An 18,701-nucleotide genomic window follows, 5' to 3' on the forward strand; every position below is an offset into this window, starting at 1 on the left:
ATCGCGGCGGGCGCCACCGCCCGCCGCGACAGCATCACTGGGCGAGGCAGGCTTCGGTCCAGCTCGCGCCCACGCTCTCGTCGAGCTTGTCCTCGGGCAGGGTGTAGACCCATTCCACGACTGCCGGCACGACCGAGGCGTATTTCGCCTCCTCGCCGCTCAGCGCGCCCTGCACGCTCGAGGTCGTGGTCGGGGCGTCGCGCCCCTCCGCGCGGCTTTCGACCACGCGCATCACCATGTCGGCCTGCACGGCGCATTCCGCCTGCTTGTCCTGCGCCGGTGCCATCGTCGCGCCGAGCGCGCCTGCCGCCACAAGGGCGGCCGTCGCGATCCGTCGTCTCATGTCGTCTCTCCCGTACTCGCATGCGCGTCCCGCGCTTGCGCGGAACGCGACCCTTGATCGACATCTAATGCCGCCGCCGCGGCATCGCCACTCACCGCACGGTGACCGGCGGGGTTCCGCCCCCGGATGCGCCTCAGAGCCCCTTGGCGCGGTAGCTCGCGGCGACCTTCTGGATGGCCACCACGTAGGCGGCGGTGCGCAGGTCGGTCACCTCTTCGCGGTTGTGCCAGACCTCGCGCATGGACTGGTAGGCGATCCGCATGGTGTCGTCGAGGCCCGAGCGCACCAGCTCCAGCTCGTCCGCGCCGCGCAGGTACTTCGCCTTGAAGTCCGGCGAGATCGACCACGCCTCGCCGAGGTAGTGGTCGAGCCGTTCCAGCTCGTCCACGATCAGCTGGTGGCGCGCCTCCTCCTGCCGGCGCTGCATCCGGCCGAAGCGGATGTGCGACAGGTTCTTGACCCACTCGAAATACGACACGGTCACGCCGCCGGCATTGGCGTACATGTCGGGAATGATGACCGTCCCCTTGGTACGCAGGATGTCGTCGGCGCCCGCCGTGATCGGACCGTTCGCCGCCTCGACGACGAGCGGCGCCTTGATGCGGTGCGCGTTGCCGAGGTTGATGACGCCCTCGAGCGCCGCCGGGATCAGGATGTCGCACTCGTGCTCGAGCACGGCGCGCCCGGTCTCGGTGTAGTCGGCGTTCGGGCAGCCCGCGACACCGCCCGTCTCGGCCAGGTGCGCATGCACCTTCTCCACGTCGAGCCCGTTCGGGTCCATCACCGCGCCGTCGCGCTCGATGATCGCCACGATCTTGCAGCCGTCCTCCTGGCTGAGGAACTTGGCGGCGTGGTAGCCCACGTTGCCGAGGCCCTGCACGATCACCTTCTTGCCGTCGAGCCGTCCGGAAAGGCCGGTCTTGGCCACGTCCTCGGGGTGGCGGAAGAACTCGCGCAGCGCGTACTGCACGCCGCGGCCGGTCGCCTCGACCCGGCCCGCGATGCCGCCCGCGTTCAGCGGCTTGCCGGTCACGCAGGCGCGCGCGTTGATGTCGGTGGTGTGCATCCTCGCGTACTGGTCGGCGATCCACGCCATCTCGCGCTCGCCGGTGCCCATGTCGGGCGCGGGCACGTTCTGGCTCGGATTGATGAGGTCGCGCTTGATCAGCTCGTAGGCGAAACGGCGGGTGATCTGCTCGAGCTCGTGCGGCTCCCAGGCGCGCGGATCGCAGCGCAGGCCGCCCTTCGAGCCGCCGAACGGGGCCTCGACCAGGGCACACTTGTAGGTCATGAGCGCCGCCAGCGCCTCGACCTCGTCCTGGTGCACGGCGAGCGAGTAGCGGATGCCGCCCTTGACCGGTTCCATGTGCTCGGAATGGACCGACCGGTAGCCGGTGAAGGTGTGGATCGCGCCGCGCAGGCGCACGCCGAAGCGCACCGTGTAGGTGGCATTGCAGACGCGGATCTTCTCCTCGAGCCCCGGCGAGAGGTCGAGCAGCTTCACCGCCCTGTTGAACATCAGATCGACGCTTTCGCGGAAGCTCGGCTCGTTGAGCGGTATCTCGGCCATGACCTCTCCTTCCTAGCGGACCCCCGCCGCGGCGGCCGGTCCCGGTCCTCGTCCCTCGGCCCGCGCGCCCCGGTCGGGGGCGGCGGTCACGGGACCGACCCTAGCGCAGGTCACACGTCGCTGCAGTGACAATCTCGCCCGGCGCGAGTCGCACGGGACGGGGCGCAGGGGGCCCGCATGCCGCCGCTGTCGCGCCCTGCCCGACAGAGCGGCCGCCGCACCCGGCTTTGTCGCTCTGGCGGAAATTGTGGCGGCAGGATTCACCGGCACGCGCCCAAATTCCGCCCCGTTGGTCGGGCACTACGTTCGATCAGTCAAAGACGCCACAGCTCCGTTTTTCCCGGCGTCTTAACCATAAAGAGTCAGTGTGTGTCCCCGCGTCGCGGCGCGGGGGGAAAGGTACAGCATGAGAGAGCACGAGCCTTCGGCCCGGCGCGCCCCAGGGGCGACCGGCGTCCGTGCGGTGCTGGGACGTCTGCGGACCGGGACCTGCGGTTTCATCGGGGACGAGGACGGCGCGATGTCGTGGGTCGCGATCGCCGCGTCCGTGGTTCTCATCGCCTTCGGCGGCATCGGGATCGACCTGATGCACACGGAGGTCAAGCGCAACAAGATCCAGAACACCCTCGACCGCGCGGTGCTCGCCGCGGCGGACCTCGAGCAGATCATCGAACCCGAGGTGGTCGTGCGCGACTACTTCGAGAAGATGTCGATGCCGGACGCGCTGACCGACGTCACCGTCGACCAGGGCATCAACTTCAAGCAGGTCAGCGGGACGGCGTCCATGACGATGCCGTCGAACTTCACCGAACTGCTGGGCGTGACCTCGCTCCGCGCCGAGGGGTCCGCGACCGCCGAGGAGCGCATCGCGAACGTCGAGATCTCCATGGTCCTCGACATCTCGGGGTCCATGAAGGACAACAACAAGATGGCGAACCTCCGCACCGCGGCGGAGACGTTCATCGACACCGTCCTCGTGCCCGAGAACGACGGCCTCGTCTCGGTGTCGATCGTGCCCTATTCCGAACACGTCAACGCCGGCCCCGCCATCACCGGCCAGCTCAACGTGAACTGGCGCCACGGCTATTCCTACTGCCTCGAATTCCCGGATTCGGCGTTCGGCTCGACCGAGCTCGACACGCGGCTGACCTACCAGCAGGTGCAGCACTTCCAGTGGAACTTCTTCGGCCAGAACACGCTGCGCGACACCATCTGCCCGCGCTACCAGTACGAGCAGATCCAGGCGTTCAGCCAGGACCCCGCCGACCTCAAGGCGCAGATCAACAGCCTGCAGCCGCGCGCCGGGACGTCGATCTTCCTCGGGATGAAGTGGGGCGCGGCGCTGCTCGACCCCTCGACCCGGGGCATCGTGAGCGCGCTCGCCTCGGACGGCGATGCCGACGCGGCCTTCGTCGGGCGGCCCGCCAACTACAACGATGTCAACACGCTCAAGACCGTGGTGCTGATGACCGACGGCCAGCACGACCGGTCCTACCGGCTGTCGGACTGGGCCTACGACACGCAGTCCGAGGTCGCGCACTGGGCCAGCTACAACCTCTGGTACTACCTGCAGCGCAGTGTGAACTCGTATTACTGGAACTCGTTCTACTACCAGAAATACAACGCGACGCTCGGGGACAGCCTGCTCGGCAACATCTGCGACGCGGCGAAGGAGAACGGGATCGTCATCTGGTCGATCGGCTTCGAGGTCACCGACCATGGTGCCGACGTGATGAAGCGCTGCGCGTCCTCGCCGGCCCACTTCTACCGGGTCGAGGGCATCGAGATCGAGAACGCCTTCTACTCCATCGCCCGCGCCATCAACCAGCTGAGGCTCACCCAATGATCCGCTGCGTCACATCCGCGTTCCGGCGGTTCCGGGACGACGAGGACGGCTCGATGGTCGTTCCCTTCGCCCTCTGGCTGCCGGTGTTCACCGCGCTCATGATCTCGGGCATCGAGCTCGGCGCCGTCTCTGCCCGCTCGACGGCGCTCGAACGGGCGCTCGACCAGACGGTGCGCGACATCCGACTCGGCACCGGCACGGTCTACGACCACGATTCGATCAAGGCCGCGATCTGCGACCGCGCCGAGATCCTGCCCGACTGCAGCCAGACCCTGCGGCTCGAGATGGTGCGGCTCAACATCCGCGACTGGTCGGACCCGGACCCTGTCATCCAGTGCATCGACACCGCGGAAGAGGTGCAGCCCGTCGTCTCGTTCGAATACGGCCGGGAGAACGAGCTGATGATGCTGCGCGCCTGCTTCAAGTACCAGCCGATCTCGCCCGCGACGGGCCTCGGCTCGGCGCTGTCCACGGACGCCGCCGGCTACAGCGTGCTCGTCGCCAAGGCGGCGTTCGTCCAGGAACCGATCTGAGGAGCATGAGAGCGATGAGGAAGACATCCCTGCCGCCCCGCCTCGCGCGCTTCGGTCGCGACGAGGACGGATACATCACCACCGAGGCGATGATCGTGCTGCCGGTCCTCCTGTGGCTGCTCGGCGCCGTGTGGGTCTGGTTCGACGTCAGCCGCGAGCAGTCGATCGACCAGAAGGTGAACTACACCATCGGCGACATGATCTCGCGCGAGACCGATCCGATCGACGACGCGTATATCGACAACACCTACCGGCTCGCGCTCGAGATGATCGGCAAGCCGGCCAGCAAGGTCGACCTGCGCATCACGGTCGTCCAGTTCCTGTCGAACCGCAACGGCGGCAACGCCCGCTACGAGGTCGTGTGGTCCGAGGCGCGCGGCGCGTTCCAGCCGTTGTCCGGCACCATCGATCCCGAGGTGATGCCGCTGCCGCTGATGGCGCGCAACGACGAGGTGATCCTCGTGCAGACCTGGTCCGACCACGAGCCGGTGTTCAAGGCGGGACTCTCGCCCTTCGACATCCGCACCTATTCGTTCACGCGGCCCCGCTTCGCCCCGCAGATCCTGTTCGAGGGAGCCGACGGCACCTCGGGCAGCAACCAGAACAACGGCTGGGGCAACGGCGACCAGGACGCGCCCGGCAATTCGCTGTGCAACAACAACGCCGAGAACTACGACGAGGGCCAATCCTCGCAGAGCTGCCAGGACAACGTCGACGGCGGCGCCAATGTCGAGCCGGGCAATTCCGGCGGCGCCTGACGGGCCAGCGCAGGATCAGGGAAACGGGCCGCACGGCGCAAGCCGGCGCGGCCCGTGCCGTTCTGCGGGCCGCGTCAGTCCCTCTCGGCGATCAGGAGCGCGATGGCGTCCGCCATGGGACGCGACTGCGAGCCGGGCGTCACCCCGCCGATGGCCACCCGCCGCCCGAGCCGCCACCAGAGGCCCGGCCGCCACGCCCGCCGGCCGGGGGCCGAGAGCGTCAGCAGGAACCCGTTCGACGGCTTTATCGCGAACATCGAGCGGTCGACCCGGACGACCTCGTCGAGGCGCGCGATGATGTCGCCGTCCCGCTCTCGCAGCTCGCGCGGCGTCAGCTCCAGCACGCCGCGCGTGGCACCCTCCATCCGTGCGGCGGCCCAGAGCACGAGCCCGCCCGCGGCCAGGAAGACGACCCGCCAGCCCGCCGCCATGGGGGTGCCGGCCGCGAGCGCCAGCAACATGCCCCCGAGCGTCAGCAGTGCGCCGACCCCGAGCCAGCGCCGTGCCGCCGAGGCCGACAGCGTGGCGATCACCGTGTCCCCGTCCGGGCCCTCCCGCCCGTGCGCGCCGTCCTGCATCCCTGCCTCCCGCCTCTCTGCCGTGACCCTGCCGTAGCGCGCTTCGGCCGCGGGGGGAACAGCGCGCGACGCCCGCATCGCGGCTTTTCCTCGGCCGCGCCGCGTGCCAGTGTCGACCCGGTCACCCCACGCCGGAACGGACATCCATGGCCATCACCACCTGCGTCTTCGACGCCTACGGAACGCTCTTCGACGTGGCCGCGGCCGCGCGCCGCGCCGCCGCCGAACCGGGCCGCGAGGCCCTTGCCGCCACCTGGCCGGCACTCGCCGCGGACTGGCGCGACCGGCAGCTGCAATACACGTGGCTGCGCGCCGTGACCGGCGAGCACACGACGTTCTGGACCGTGACCATGGACGCGCTCGACTGGGCGATGGAACGGCACCACCTCGACGGCGACGCGGAGCTGCGCGAGCGCCTGCTCGCGCTCTACTGGCAGCTCGACGCCTATCCCGAGGTGCCGGACATGCTCGCGGCCCTGCGCGCGGCCGGCAAGGCCACCGCCATCCTGTCGAACGGCAATCCCGAGATGCTCGACGGCGCGGTCCGCGCCGCGGGGATCGGCGAGGCGCTCGACGCGGTCCTGTCGGTCGAAAGCGTCGGCATCTTCAAGCCTGCCCGCGCGGTCTACGACCTCGTGGGCCAGCGCTTCGGCTGCACGCCCTCCGAGGTGCTCTTCGTGTCCTCGAACGGCTGGGATGCCGCCGCGGCGGCGGGCTACGGCTTCGTCACGGTCTGGGCCAACCGGGCGGGCCAGCCGGTCGAACGCCTGCCGCACCGTCCCGCCCATGTGCTGGCCGACCTCTCGACCCTGCCGGAGCTTGCCGCCTGATGCCGCACTTCACCGCGTCCGACGGAACCCGCCTGCATTACGCGGACGAGGGCGAGGGCCTGCCGCTTCTCTGCCTGGCCGGGCTCACGCGCGACCACCACGATTTCGACTACGCCATGCCGCACCTCGCGGGCCTGCGTCTGATCCGCCCCGATTACCGCGGTCGCGGGCAGTCCGACTGGGCCGACCCGGCGACCTACACCATCCCTGTCGAGGCGCGCGACGCGGTCGTACTGCTCGACCATCTGGGCCTCGCGCAGGCCGCGATCCTCGGCACCTCGCGCGGGGGGCTCATCGCGATGATGCTCGCCGCAACCGCTCGCGACCGGCTCATGGGCGTGGCACTGAACGACATCGGCCCCGAGATCGCCGAGGACGGGCTCGAGGTGATCCGCGGCTATCTCGGCCGGAACCCGGTCTGGAAGACCTACGAGGAGGCCGCGGCCGCGCGCCCCTCGGTCATGGCGGGCTTTGACAACGTGCCGCCCGAACGATGGGCGGCCGAGGTGCGCACGCTCTACCGCGAGGGGCCCGAAGGGCTGACCATCCCCTACGACCCGCGGCTGCGCGACGCCGTCCTGGGCGCGGGCGCGCAGCCCGCGGCCGACCTCTGGCCGCTCTTCGACGCGCTGAAGGGCCTGCCGCTCTGCGCGATCCGCGGCGCGAACTCGAACCTTCTGTCGGCGGCCACCTTCGCCGAGATGCGGGCCCGCCGCCCGGACATGATCGCCGCCGTGGTCCCCGACCGCGGCCATATCCCCTTCCTCGACGAGCCCGAGGCGGTCGACGCGCTCGACCGCTGGCTCGCGATGCTGCGCTGAGGCTTTCCCCTTGGACATCGACCGCATCCGCGCCGCCGCCGCGCGCCTGAACGGAACGCTGCGCGCCACGCCGCTCCTGTCCTCGCCCTTCCTCGACGAGATCGCGGGCCGGCGCGTGCTGGTGAAACCGGAATGCCTGCAGCATACGGGCAGCTTCAAGTATCGCGGGGCGAGCGCGGCTCTGAGCGCGCTCGCGCCCGAGATGCGCGCGCGCGGCGTGCTGGCCTATTCGTCCGGGAACCACGCCCAGGGCGTCGCGCTCGCCGCACGCGAGGCCGGCGTGCCCGCGGTGATCGTGATGCCGCGCGACGCGCCCGAGGTGAAGATCGAGAACACCCGCGGGCTCGGCGCCGAGGTCATCCTCTACGACCGCGCGACCGACGACCGCGACGCGATCGGCGCCGAGCTCGCGACGTCGCGCGCGCTGACGCTCGTGCGCCCGTTCGACGACCCCGAGGTGATCGCGGGCCAGGGCACCACCGGGCTCGAGATCGCCGCCGAGGCGCGCGCGCTCGGGATCGACGAGGCCGAGGTGATCGTCTGCTGCGGCGGCGGCGGGCTCGCAGCGGGCATCGCGCTCGCGCTCGAGGCCGACGCGCCGCGCTACCGGGTGCGCACGGCCGAGCCCACGGCCTTCGACGACGTGCGCCGCTCGCTCGCGGCCGGGCGCATCACGGGCCACGGCGCGACCGGCACGGGCCTCTGCGACGCGATCCTGACGCCGCAGCCGGGTGACCTGACTTTCCCGGTGCTGCAGCGGCTCGCGGGTCCGGGGCTCGCGGTGGACGACGACGAGGTGTTGCGCGCGATGGCGGTGGCCTGGGACCGGCTCAAGGTGGTGGCGGAACCCGGCGGCGCGGTGGCGCTCGCCGCGGCGCTCTTCCGAGCCGACGAGATCGCGGCCGAGACGGTGATCGTGACGATCTCGGGCGGCAATGTCGATCCGGGCGTCTTCGCCCGCGCGCTCGACTTCGCCGGAAGCTGAGCGCGGCCTAGCCGCCCAGTTCGGCCGCCGTCTCGTCGCGCAGCGCCCGCAGTTCGTCCATGGCGCGGTCCAGCTGGCGGCGCTGCTCGTCGAGCTCGGCCAGCTGGCGGTCGGCCAGCGCCACCCACGCGCGCATCTGCGCCTCGGTGCCTTCCTTCTCGTAGATCAGCAGCCATTGCCGGATGTCCTCGAGCTGGAACCCGAAGCGGCGGCCGCGCAGGATCAGCGTCATGCGCGCGACCTCGCGCGGGCCGTAATACCGCGCGCGGCCCTCGCGCTCTGGCTGCAGAAGCTCGATGTACTCGTAATACCGCAAGGTCCGCGGCGTCACGTCGAACTTCGCGCACATCTCCTTGAAGCTGAGGCGGTTTTCCTGCATCGCACTTCCCGCGTGTGACTGCGCGAGGAATAGGCGTTCCCGTCCGCGGGGGCAACCGTCCTGAGCGGAGCACCGCCGCTCCTTGCCCTCGCGCGGCCCCCGTGCACATAAAGGCCCGACCCGAGCGCCACAGGTTTCACCCATGACTGCCGACAAGGCCCGCATCGCCCGCCAGTTCATCGACGCGATCCCGCATGCGCGGGCGCTCGACATGAAGATCACCGAGATCGGCGACGGATTCGCGCGCATCGAGATGCCCTACGCACCCCACCTCGTCGGCGATCCGCAGACCGGCGTGATCCATGGCGGCGCGGTCTCGGCACTCATGGACACCTGCGGCGGCGCGGCGGTGATGTCGCATCCCGCGAGCCCCGCGGCGACCGCGACGATCGACCTGCGGATCGAGTACATGCGCGGTGCGACACCCGGCCAGACCATCGTCGCCGAGGCGACCTGCCACCACATCACGCGCGCCGTGGCCTTCGTGCGCGCGGTCGCCATGGACGACGACCGCGACCGCCCGGTCGCCACCGCAACCGGCGCCTTCACCGTCGAGCAGACGTCATGACCCGCCGTCCGCCCGAACCCGTGCAGGTGGTCAAGCAGCGGCGCGACGCGGCGCTGACGGCGCTCGCCGACCGCGTGCCCTACATCGCCTTCCTCGGCATCCGCTTCGACCGGCGGGGCGACGAGCTGACCGCCCTCCTGCCCTTCCGAGACGAGCTCATCGGCAACCCGTTCCTGCCCGCGATCCACGGCGGGGTGACCGCCGCCTTCCTCGAGGTCACGGCGATCATCTCGCTGTCCTACGTGTGGCTCTGGGAGGACGTGGAATCGGGCGCGCTGAAACTCGAGGACCTCGAGGCCGGCACGCTGCCCCGCCTGCCCAAGACCATCGACTTCACCGTGGACTACCTGCGCTCGGGCCTGCCGCGCGACGCCTATGCCCGCGCCCGCGTCACCCGGTCGGGCCGGCGCTATGCCAGCGTGCAGGCCGAGGCGTGGCAGGACAACCGCGACCGCCCGATGGCGCAGGCGACGGCGCATTTCCTGATGCCGCGGCCCGATGGCTGAGACCGCCGCACCACTGGCCGCGCCGCGCGACGTCACGCACCGCCGCGTGCTGGCGATCGCGCTGCCGATCGTGCTGTCGAACGCCACGGTGCCGATCCTCGGCGCCGTCGACACCGGCGTCGTCGGCCAGATCGGCGAGGCCGCGCCCATCGGCGCCGTCGGCGTCGGCGCGGTCATGATCACCGCGATCTACTGGATCTTCTCCTTCCTGCGGATGGGCACGACGGGCCTCGCCGCGCAGGCCGGCGGCGAGGGCAACCGCGCCGAGGTGGCGGCGATCCTGACCCGCGTGCTGATGATCGGCCTCGCGGCGGGCGTGGCGCTCATCGTGCTGAAGCCCCTGATCTTCGCCCTTGCCTTCCGCGTCTCGCCCGCATCGGCCGAGGTCGAGACGCTGGCGCGGTCCTACATGTCGATCCGCATCTGGTCGGCGCCCGCGGCGATCGCGATCTTCGGCCTTCTCGGCTGGCTCATCGCGCAGGAACGCACCGGCGCGGTCCTGGCGCTGCAGGTCTGGATGAACGGCGTCAACATCGTGCTCGACCTCTGGTTCGTCCTCGGGCTCGGCTGGGGCGTGGAGGGCGTGGCGGTCGCCACCTTCATCGCGGAATGGTCGGGCCTCGCGGTCGGCCTCTGGCTCTGCCGGACGGCGTTCCGCGTGCCGGCCTGGCGCGACTGGCCGCGGGTCTTCGACCGGGTGAAACTCGTGCGCATGGCGCAGGTCAACGGCGACATCCTCGTGCGGTCGCTGCTGCTGCAGTCGATCTTCCTGTCCTTCCTGCTGTTCGCGTCGGATTTCGGCGACGTGACCCTCGCCGCGACGCAGGTGCTGGTGCAGTTCCTGCAGATCACCGCCTACGCGCTCGACGGCTTCGCCTTCGCCGCAGAGGCGATGGTGGGCCAGGCGCTGGGGGCGCGGGCGGTGGCGACGCTCCGCCGCGCCTCGGTGCTCTCGAGCCTCTGGGCCGGGGTCGTCTGCGTGCTGCTTGCGGCGTTCTTCTGGTTCGCCGGGCCCTGGATGATCGACCTCATGGCCGACGTGCCCCCGGTACAGGAGGCCGCGCGCCAGTACCTGCCCTGGGTCGCGGCGGCGCCGGTGCTGGGCCTCGCCGCCTGGATGCTCGACGGCATCTTCATCGGCGCGACGCGCACCGCCGACATGCGCAACATGATGGCCGTGGCGACCGCCGCCTATTTCGCGGCCCTCCTCGTCCTCGTGCCCGCCTTCGGCATGCACGGTCTCTGGGCGGCGATGCTCCTGAGCTTCGTCTTCCGCGCCGCGACTCTCGCCGTGCGCTATCCCGCGCTCGAGCGCGCGGCCGCCTGACGCGGGCCCGGTCAGGGCGCCCCGAAACGGCCACAATCGCCTGACGCCACGGAAAGAAAATTGCCCCCGCGGGCGGTCTTCGGCGATGATCTTACGTCAGCGAAAAAGTGACGTGACGTTGAACTTACGTCAACGTCATCAGCCATTGTAAGACGTGCCGGAGTTCATCATCTCGTCGCCGTTCAACCCGACGAGACAAAGGCCCGACACGATGACCGACGACGCGACCATGACGATCCGCCAGATGTGCGACGCCTTCGAGGTGACGCCGCGGACGCTTCGTTTCTACGAGTCGAAGGAACTGCTGTTTCCGATCCGCGAAGGCCAGAAGCGCCTTTTCACCAAGCGCGACCGCGCCCGCCTCAAGCTGATCCTGCGCGGCAAGCGCTTCGGCTTCAGCCTCGAGGAAATCCGCCAGCTGCTCGACCTCTACGACGTGGGCGACGCGCAGGCGACGCAGCTGTCGCGCACCTACGAGATCGCCCGTCAGCGCCTCGGCGAGATGATCGCCCAGCGCGACGAGCTGAACGACGCCATCGCCGAGCTCGAGGAGCAGATGCGGTGGGGCGAGAAGATGCTGTCCTCGCTCTCCGAGCCGAAGAAGGCCGCAGAGTGACCTGAACCGACGACCGCAGACCCCGGAGGAGACACCCACATGCCGATCTACCGCGCGCCGACCAAGGACATGGGCTTCGTGCTGCACGAGGTCCTGAAGGTGCACGAGCAGGACATTCCCGGCTACGAGGAGATGGACGCCGACACGACCGGCGCCATCCTGGACGAGGCCGCGAAGCTCGCCGAGAACGTCCTGGCGCCGCTCAACCCCGTGGGCGACACCGAGGGCTGCGTGCTCGAGAACGGCGTGGTGCGGACGCCCAAGGGGTTCCGCGAGGCGTTCGACCAGATGCGCGAGGGTGGCTGGACCGCCCTCGACTGCGATCCCGACTATGGCGGCCAGGGCCTGCCCTACGTGATCGCCACCGCGGTGGGCGAACAGTTCTCGGCGGCGAACATGGCGTTCAACATGTATCCGGGCCTGACCCACGGCGCCTACTCGGCGATCCACACCCACGGCACCGACGCCCAGAAGGCGACCTACCTGCCGAACATGGTGACCTGCGCCTGGACCGGCACCATGAACCTGACCGAACCCCATTGCGGCACCGATCTCGGGCTCATGCGCACCAAGGCCGAACCGCAGGAGGACGGCAGCTACCGCATCACCGGGCAAAAGATCTTCATCTCGGCGGGCGACCACGACATGTCCGACAACGTCATCCACCTCGTGCTCGCCAAGATCCCCGGCGGGCCCGACGGCATCAAGGGCGTGTCGCTCTTCATCGTGCCCAAGTTCCTGGTGAACGAGGACGGCAGCCTCGGCGACCGCAACGGCGTCTCGGTGGGCAAGATCGAGGAGAAGATGGGCATCCACGGCAACTCCACCTGCGTCATGAACTACGACGGCGCGACGGGGTACCTGCTGGGCGAGGCCCACAAGGGCATGCGCGCGATGTTCACCATGATGAACGAGGCGCGGCTCGGCGTGGGGCTGCAGGGCTACGCGCAGGCCGAGGTGGCGTTCCAGAACGCGCTCGACTACGCCCGCGACCGGCTGCAGGGCCGGGACGTGACCGGCGCCAAGAACCCCGACGGCCCGGCCGATCCGCTGATCGTGCATCCCGACATCCGCCGCAACCTCATGGACCAGAAGAGCTTCGTCGAGGGCGCGCGCGCCTTCGTCTTCTGGGGCGCACAGATGATCGACCGCGCGCACCGCAACGAGGACGCCGCTGCCGAGGGGCTGATCTCGCTGCTCACCCCGGTCATCAAGGGCTTCCTCACCGACAAGGGCTTCGAGTTCGCCACCCAGGCGCAGCAGGTCTATGGCGGTCACGGCTACATCGAGGAATGGGGCATGTCGCAATTCGCCCGCGACGCCCGGATCGCGATGATCTACGAGGGCGCGAACGGCGTGCAGGCGCTCGACCTCGTGGGCCGCAAGCTCGCCCAGGACGGCGGCAAGCACGTCATGGCCTTCTTCGACATGGTCAAGTCCTTCGTGGCCGACCACAAAGGCCGCGACGAGAGCCTCGACCGCGACTTCCTCGAGCCGCTCAAGGCCGCGTCGAAGGACCTGCAGGCGGCCGGCATGTTCTTCATGCAGAACGGCATGAAGAACCCGAACGCGGCGCTCGCGGGCTCCTACGACTTCATGCACCTCTTCGGGCATGTCTGCCTCGGGCTCATGTGGGCACGGATGGCGGTCGCGGCCCGCGCGGCGCTCGACGCCGGCGCGAGCGACAAGGACTTCTACGCCGCCAAGCTCGCCACCGGGCGCTACTACATGGCGCGCCAGCTGCCCGCGACGGGCATGCACCTCAAGCGCATCGAGAGCGGTGCGGCGCCGGTGATGGAACTGGACGCGGCGCATTTCTGAGACGAGTGTGGCCCCGCGGCGGCCCGACGCCGCGGGACCCCGATCGACAGGAGCGAGCCGATGCCCAAGCGCTTCCGCCTGACCCGCCGCTTTCCCGTGGCCATGACGGAGGACGCGCACCGCAGGCTGCGCCGGTTCGCCCAGGAGGCGGGGCTCGACGAGGGCGAGGCGCTGTCCTTCCTCTTCGAGCATTTCGACAGCGTGACCGACCACGAGGCGCTCACGCACCGGCTGCGGCTCTTCAATGCCGGGCTCGACGCACGCAAGCGGTAGGGAGGCCGCGACGATGAACCCAACCGGACGCCCCCTCCGGACGCCGCGCCGGGCCGTGGTGTCGGGCCGCCTCGGGCGGGGATATTTTCACCAAGAAGAAGACGGACCGTTCATCGGACCCTCAAGCGACAGCGCGGGCAGCAGCCGGTCCACCCCGCCGACCGGCCCGACCGCTCGGCGGAACGCAGGCGGATCGGCGGGGCTTCTCCTTGGGCGGTCATCGGCTTCCCAGCCTGTACCGCGACCGCAGCCTAGCGCCGTTAACCTTAACGGCCGGTTAGCCGGGCCGCGTCGCCGCTTCTTCTTGGCAGAAATATCCCCGCCGGAGGCATCCGCACGCTCCGCCCGTGACAGCGAAAGGGACATCGCATGACGATCAAGCTGCACTGCTTCGGCGAATCCGGACATTCCTACAAGGCGGCGCTCGCGCTCGAGCTTTCCGGGCTCGACTGGGAGCCCGTCCTCGTCGACTTCTTCGCCGGCGCGACACGAGAGGCCGCCTACCGCGAGGGCGTGAACGCCATGGGCGAGGCGCCGGTGCTCGAGGACGGCGACACGCGGCTCACCCAGTCGGCGGTGATCCAGGGCTATGTCAGCGACCGGACCGGCCGGTTCGGCGGCGCCGACGCGGCCGAGGCGCGCGAGATCCTGCGCTGGCAGTTCTGGGACAATCACAAGCTGTCCTCGCAGGCAGGCATGCTGCGGTTCCTGATGAACTTCCTGCCCGAGGACAAGCGCCCGGCCGAGGTCATCGACTTCACGGCGAACCGGTTGCGCAGCGCCTACCAGGTGCTCGACGCGCATCTCGCTGGGCGCGACTGGATCGTGGGGGACGGCGTCACCAATGCGGACCTCACCTGCTGCGGCTATCTCTTCTATCCCGAGCCCTTCGGCTTCGCGCGGGCCGAGTGGCCCGCGATCGACGCCTGGCTCGACCGCCTGTCCGGCCTGCCGGGCTGGAAACATCCCTACGACCTGATGCCGCGCGCCTACCGCGCGTCGCAAGACTGACCAAGGAGGCCACCGATGACCGATGCCTACATCTACGACGCCATCCGCACCCCGCGCGGCAAGGGCCGCGCCGACGGCGCGCTGCACGAGGTCACCGCGGCGCGGCTCTCGGCCGAGGTGCTGAACGGGCTCAAGGCGCGCAACGGGCTCGAGGGCCCCGTGGTCGAGGACGTGATCTGGGGCAATGCCACGCAGGTGGCCGAGCAGGGCGGCTGCCTCGCGCGGACGGCTGTGCTGGCCTCGGATCTCGACGAGGCCATCCCGGGCCTCTCGATCAACCGCTTCTGCGCGAGCGGGATGGAGGCCGTGAACCTCGCCGCGAACCAGGTGCGCGGCGGCGCGGGCGGCGCCTACATCGCGGGCGGCGTCGAGATGATGAGCCGCGTGCCCATGGGTTCGGACGGCGCCGCGATCGCGGTCGACCCCTCGATCGCCATGCGCAGCTATTTCGTGCCGCAGGGCATCTCGGCGGACATCATCGCCACCGAATACGGCATCACCCGCGACGAGGCCGACGCCTTCGCCGTCGAGAGCCAGAAGCGAGCGGCGGCGGCCTGGGAGGCCGGCCGCTTCGCCAGGTCGATCCACGTGGTGCGCGACGTGAACGGCCTGCCGATCCTCGAGCGCGACGAGTACATGCGCCCCGGCACCGACATGCAGGCGCTGGGTGCGCTCAAGCCCTCGTTCAAGGACATGGGCGAGACCATGCCGGGCTTCGACAAGGTGGCGCTGCTCAAGTATCCGCATCTCGAGCGGATCGAGCACATCCACCATGCCGGCAACTCGTCGGGCATCGTGGACGGCGCCGCGGGCGTGCTCGTGGCCTCGAAGGACTGGGGCGAGGCGCACGGGCTGAAGCCGCGCGCGCGCATCCGCGCCACCGCGAAGATCGGCACCGATCCCACGATCATGCTGACGGGCCCGGTCCCGGTCACCGAGAAGATCCTGCGCGAGAGCGGCATGGCGGTCGGCGACATCGACCTCTTCGAGGTGAACGAGGCGTTCTCGTCGGTGGTGCTGCGCTTCATGCAGGCCTTCGACGTCGACCACGGCAGGCTGAACGTGAACGGCGGCGCCATCGCCATGGGCCACCCGCTCGGCGCGAGCGGCGCCATCATCATCGGCACGCTCCTCGACGAGATGGAGCGGTCGGACCGGGAGACCGGGCTCGCCACGCTCTGCGTCGCCTCGGGCATGGGCGCCGCGACGATCCTCGAGCGGGTGTGAGCGGGCAGACAGGAACGGGAGAGCGACAATGACCGACTTCACCATGGAAAAGGGCGCCGACGGCGTCGCGCTCATCACCTGGGACTGCCCGGGCAAGAGCATGAACGTGCTGTCGATGGAGGCCGCGCGCCACCTCGACACGCTGATCGACGACGCGCTCGGCGACGACGCCGTGAAGGGCATCGTCATCACCAGCGGCAAGGACAGCTTCGCCGCGGGCATGGACCTCAACGCCATCGCGGCCATGCGCGACGGCGCGGGCGACGACCCGGCGGGCGCGCTCTTCGAGGGCGTGATGGGCCTGCACCGCGCCCTGCGCAAGATCGAGCGCGCCGGCATGGACCCGAAGACCCTGAAGGGCGGAAAGCCGGTCGCGGCCGCCCTGCCCGGCACCGCGCTCGGCATCGGGCTCGAACTGCCGCTCGCCTGCCACCGCATCTTCGTCACGCCCGATCCCAAGGCCAAGATCGGCCTGCCCGAGATCATGGTCGGGATCTTCCCCGGCGGCGGCGGCACCACGCGCCTCGTGCGCAAGATGGGCGCCATGGCCGCCTCGCCCTTCCTGCTCGAGGGCAAGCTCTCGGACCCGATCCGGGCGCAGAAGGCAGGGCTCGTGGACGAGGTCGCGGCCGACCCGGTCGCGGCGGCGCGGGCCTGGGTGCTCGCGGCGACCGACGCGGACATCGTCAAGCCCTGGGACCAGAAGGGCTACAAGATGCCGGGCGGCGCGCCCTACCACCCGGCGGGCTTCATGACCTATGTCGGCGCCTCGGCGATGGTGAACGGCAAGACGCAGGGCGTCTATCCGGCGGCCAAGGCGCTGCTCTCGGCGGTCTACGAGGGCGCGCTCGTGCCCTTCGACACGGCGCTGAGGATCGAGGCGCGCTGGTTCACGCACGTGCTGATGAACCCGTCCTCGTCGGCGATGATCCGGTCGCTCTTCATCAACAAGGCCGCGCTCGAGAAGGGCGCGGTCCGGCCCGACGTGGCCGACGAGCGGGTCACCCGGGTCGGCATCCTCGGCGCGGGCATGATGGGGGCGGGCATCGCGCTCGTCTCGGCGCAGGCCGGGATCGAGGTGGTGCTGCTCGACCGCGACAGGGAGGCGGCCGAGAAGGGCCGGACCTATACCGAGGCCTACATGGACCAGGGCATCGCCAAGAAGAAGGCGACGCCCGAGAAGAAGGAGCAGGTCCTCGGCCGCATCACCCCCACCGACACCGTCGAGGATCTGAGGGGCTGCGACCTGATCGTCGAGGCGGTCTTCGAGGACCCGACGGTCAAGGCCGAGATGACGCGGAAGGTCGAGGCGGTGATCGGCGAGGACGCGATCTTCGCCACCAACACCTCGACCCTGCCGATCACCGAGCTCGCCAAGGCGAGCGTGCGGCCCGGGCAGTTCATCGGCATCCACTTCTTCTCACCGGTGGAGAAGATGGCGCTCGTCGAGATCATCCGGGGCCGCGAGACCGGCGACCGGGCGGTGGCCAAGGCGCTCGACTTCGTGCGCCAGATCCGCAAGACGCCGATCGTCGTGAACGACGCGCGGTTCTTCTACGCCAACCGCTGCATCATCCCCTACATCAACGAGGGGATCCGGATGCTGGCCGAGGGCGTGGCGCCCGCGCTGATCGAGAACGCGGCCAAGCAGGTCGGCATGCCGCTCGGGCCGCTGCAGCTCGTCGACGAGACCTCGATCGACCTCGGTGCCAAGATCGCGCGGGCGACCAAGGCCGCCATGGGCGATGCCTATCCCGACGGCGCCGTGGATCCGGTGATCTTCTGGATGGAGGGCGAGGGCCGGCTCGGCCGCAAGGCGAAGGCCGGGTTCTACGCCTACGACGAGAAGGGCAAGCGGCAGGGCCTCTGGCAGGGGCTCGCCGCGAAGTTCCCGGTGGCGGACGACCAGCCCGCGGTGACCGAGGTGCAGGAGCGGCTGCTCTTCGTGCAGGCGCTCGAGGCGGTGCGCGCGCTCGAGGAGGGCGTGCTCATGGACATCCGCGAGGGCGACGTGGGCGCGATCCTCGGCTGGGGCTTCGCGCCCTGGTCCGGCGGGCCGCTCTCCTGGCTCGACATCGTCGGCGCGCCCTACGCGGCCGAGCGCTGCGACGCGCTGGCCGCGGCGCACGGCGACCGCTTCGCCTGCCCCGCGCTCCTGCGGGATCTGGCCGAGAAGGGGCAGAGCTTCTATGGGCGTTTCGCGCCGGCCGACGCGGCGGCCTGACCGGCCCGTGGGGATGCGAGGGCGCTGCCCTCGCGCTCCCGGGATATTTCGGCCAAGAAGAAGACGGGAGGGGTCGCCTGCGGGCGGCCCCTTCGCGTGTCAGAAGAGCGAGCCCTGCTCGGGCTTGCGCGCGCGCGGCGCGGGCTTCGGCGCGGTGCCACCGAGGCGCAGGCGGCCGTCGCGGAACTGGATCTCGAGCCCGGACGCGGCGGCGGCGGCAGCGCGGGTGGTGACCACCTGCCCGTCGCCGCGCACCACCGCGAAGCCGCGCTCGAGCGTCGCCTCGTATCCGAGCGAGACGCGGATCCGCTCGAGCGCGTCGAGCGTGCTGCGCCGCGCGGCGGTGCCGTCGCGGAAGCAGGCGTCGAGCCGGCGCCCCAGATCCGAGAGCCGCTCGCCGCGCCGCGCGAGGCGGTCGGCGAGCGGGCCCGGCGCGATCCGGTCCGAGAGCCGCGCGAGGCGGTCGCGGCGCGCCTCCGCGAGCC

At 70.2% G+C, this 18,701-nt stretch carries 20 protein-coding genes; 15 read left to right on the plus strand and 5 right to left on the minus strand.

Going from position 1 to position 18,701, the window contains the following annotated elements:
• Nucleotides 1-34 precede the first annotated feature (34 nt).
• Nucleotides 35-343: a hypothetical protein gene (locus RISW2_RS18390; protein ID WP_043773883.1), complete on the minus strand. Its 309-nt coding sequence runs from the start codon at nucleotides 341-343 to the stop codon at nucleotides 35-37.
• A 133-nt stretch (nucleotides 344-476) separates the two neighbouring features.
• On the minus strand, nucleotides 477-1,913 hold the full coding sequence (locus RISW2_RS18395) for a Glu/Leu/Phe/Val family dehydrogenase (protein WP_043773889.1): 1,437 nt from the start codon (nucleotides 1,911-1,913) through the stop codon (nucleotides 477-479).
• Nucleotides 1,914-2,433: 520 nt separating this feature from the next.
• On the opposite strand from RISW2_RS18395, the gene RISW2_RS18400 reads away from it, so the two are divergent.
• The 3 genes from RISW2_RS18400 to RISW2_RS18410 are packed head-to-tail and all read left to right on the plus strand — an operon-like array spanning nucleotide 2,434 to nucleotide 5,050.
• Nucleotides 2,434-3,759 carry a pilus assembly protein TadG-related protein gene (locus RISW2_RS18400; protein WP_244437642.1) on the plus strand — a complete coding sequence of 442 codons (1,326 nt, stop codon included), beginning with the start codon at nucleotides 2,434-2,436 and terminating at the stop codon, nucleotides 3,757-3,759.
• Complete coding sequence (locus tag RISW2_RS18405) at nucleotides 3,756-4,292, plus strand: TadE/TadG family type IV pilus assembly protein (protein WP_043773892.1); 537 nt, start codon at nucleotides 3,756-3,758, stop codon at nucleotides 4,290-4,292. Before RISW2_RS18400 ends, RISW2_RS18405 begins: the two co-directional genes overlap by 4 nt.
• Nucleotides 4,293-4,306: 14 nt before the next feature.
• Nucleotides 4,307-5,050, plus strand: coding sequence for a TadE/TadG family type IV pilus assembly protein (locus tag RISW2_RS18410; protein ID WP_043773894.1), 744 nt, complete (start codon nucleotides 4,307-4,309; stop codon nucleotides 5,048-5,050).
• 74 nt (nucleotides 5,051-5,124) lie between these two features.
• On the opposite strand, the gene RISW2_RS18415 is transcribed toward RISW2_RS18410, so the two are convergent.
• Nucleotides 5,125-5,628 (minus strand): hypothetical protein, encoded by a 504-nt coding sequence (locus tag RISW2_RS18415; protein WP_043773896.1) that lies wholly within the window; start codon nucleotides 5,626-5,628, stop codon nucleotides 5,125-5,127.
• A gap of 146 nt (nucleotides 5,629-5,774) precedes the next feature.
• On the opposite strand from RISW2_RS18415, the gene RISW2_RS18420 reads away from it, so the two are divergent.
• The 3 genes from RISW2_RS18420 to RISW2_RS18430 are packed head-to-tail and all read left to right on the plus strand — an operon-like array spanning nucleotide 5,775 to nucleotide 8,264.
• Nucleotides 5,775-6,458: a haloacid dehalogenase type II gene (locus RISW2_RS18420; protein WP_043773898.1), complete on the plus strand. Its 684-nt coding sequence runs from the start codon at nucleotides 5,775-5,777 to the stop codon at nucleotides 6,456-6,458.
• Nucleotides 6,458-7,279 (plus strand): alpha/beta fold hydrolase, encoded by an 822-nt coding sequence (locus RISW2_RS18425; protein WP_043773901.1) that lies wholly within the window; start codon nucleotides 6,458-6,460, stop codon nucleotides 7,277-7,279. Before RISW2_RS18420 ends, RISW2_RS18425 begins: the two co-directional genes overlap by 1 nt.
• Nucleotides 7,280-7,289: 10 nt before the next feature.
• Nucleotides 7,290-8,264: a threonine ammonia-lyase gene (locus RISW2_RS18430; protein ID WP_043773903.1), complete on the plus strand. Its 975-nt coding sequence runs from the start codon at nucleotides 7,290-7,292 to the stop codon at nucleotides 8,262-8,264.
• Between the two features lie 7 nt (nucleotides 8,265-8,271).
• On the opposite strand, the gene RISW2_RS18435 is transcribed toward RISW2_RS18430, so the two are convergent.
• Nucleotides 8,272-8,643 carry a MerR family transcriptional regulator gene (locus RISW2_RS18435; protein ID WP_043773905.1) on the minus strand — a complete coding sequence of 124 codons (372 nt, stop codon included), beginning with the start codon at nucleotides 8,641-8,643 and terminating at the stop codon, nucleotides 8,272-8,274.
• Between the two features lie 142 nt (nucleotides 8,644-8,785).
• Between RISW2_RS18435 and RISW2_RS18440 the strand changes: the two genes are divergently transcribed.
• The 9 genes from RISW2_RS18440 to RISW2_RS18480 all read left to right on the plus strand — a co-directional run bounded on the left by RISW2_RS18440 (nucleotide 8,786) and on the right by RISW2_RS18480 (nucleotide 18,216).
• On the plus strand, nucleotides 8,786-9,211 hold the full coding sequence (locus tag RISW2_RS18440) for a PaaI family thioesterase (RefSeq protein ID WP_043773906.1): 426 nt from the start codon (nucleotides 8,786-8,788) through the stop codon (nucleotides 9,209-9,211).
• Nucleotides 9,208-9,717: a PaaI family thioesterase gene (locus RISW2_RS18445; protein WP_043773909.1), complete on the plus strand. Its 510-nt coding sequence runs from the start codon at nucleotides 9,208-9,210 to the stop codon at nucleotides 9,715-9,717. The genes RISW2_RS18440 and RISW2_RS18445 overlap by 4 nt, the downstream gene beginning before the upstream one ends.
• Entirely contained in the window at nucleotides 9,710-11,044 is a 1,335-nt protein-coding gene (locus RISW2_RS18450) for an MATE family efflux transporter (RefSeq protein WP_043773911.1), read from the plus strand. The genes RISW2_RS18445 and RISW2_RS18450 overlap by 8 nt, the downstream gene beginning before the upstream one ends.
• A gap of 211 nt (nucleotides 11,045-11,255) precedes the next feature.
• Nucleotides 11,256-11,660, plus strand: a complete 405-nt coding sequence (locus RISW2_RS18455) for a MerR family transcriptional regulator (protein WP_043773913.1) — start codon at nucleotides 11,256-11,258, stop codon at nucleotides 11,658-11,660.
• A 39-nt stretch (nucleotides 11,661-11,699) separates the two neighbouring features.
• Entirely contained in the window at nucleotides 11,700-13,481 is a 1,782-nt protein-coding gene (locus RISW2_RS18460; RefSeq protein ID WP_043773915.1) for an acyl-CoA dehydrogenase C-terminal domain-containing protein, read from the plus strand.
• Between the two features lie 60 nt (nucleotides 13,482-13,541).
• The gene (locus RISW2_RS18465) at nucleotides 13,542-13,754 is read left to right on the plus strand and encodes a hypothetical protein (RefSeq protein ID WP_043773917.1); all 213 of its coding nucleotides are present in this window, start codon (nucleotides 13,542-13,544) and stop codon (nucleotides 13,752-13,754) included.
• A 369-nt stretch (nucleotides 13,755-14,123) separates the two neighbouring features.
• The gene (locus RISW2_RS18470; protein WP_043773919.1) at nucleotides 14,124-14,765 is read left to right on the plus strand and encodes a glutathione S-transferase family protein; all 642 of its coding nucleotides are present in this window, start codon (nucleotides 14,124-14,126) and stop codon (nucleotides 14,763-14,765) included.
• 15 nt (nucleotides 14,766-14,780) lie between these two features.
• On the plus strand, nucleotides 14,781-15,992 hold the full coding sequence (locus tag RISW2_RS18475) for an acetyl-CoA C-acetyltransferase (protein WP_043773921.1): 1,212 nt from the start codon (nucleotides 14,781-14,783) through the stop codon (nucleotides 15,990-15,992).
• 28 nt (nucleotides 15,993-16,020) lie between these two features.
• Nucleotides 16,021-18,216 (plus strand): 3-hydroxyacyl-CoA dehydrogenase NAD-binding domain-containing protein, encoded by a 2,196-nt coding sequence (locus RISW2_RS18480; protein WP_043773924.1) that lies wholly within the window; start codon nucleotides 16,021-16,023, stop codon nucleotides 18,214-18,216.
• A 99-nt stretch (nucleotides 18,217-18,315) separates the two neighbouring features.
• Here RISW2_RS18480 and RISW2_RS18485 read toward each other — a convergent pair.
• Nucleotides 18,316-18,701, minus strand: a 386-nt coding sequence (locus tag RISW2_RS18485; protein WP_043773926.1) for an exodeoxyribonuclease VII large subunit, incomplete at its 5' end; no start/stop codon positions are given.

This window comes from Roseivivax isoporae LMG 25204 (assembly GCF_000521865.1).
In the GTDB taxonomy this organism is placed as follows: domain Bacteria; phylum Pseudomonadota; class Alphaproteobacteria; order Rhodobacterales; family Rhodobacteraceae; genus Roseivivax; species Roseivivax isoporae.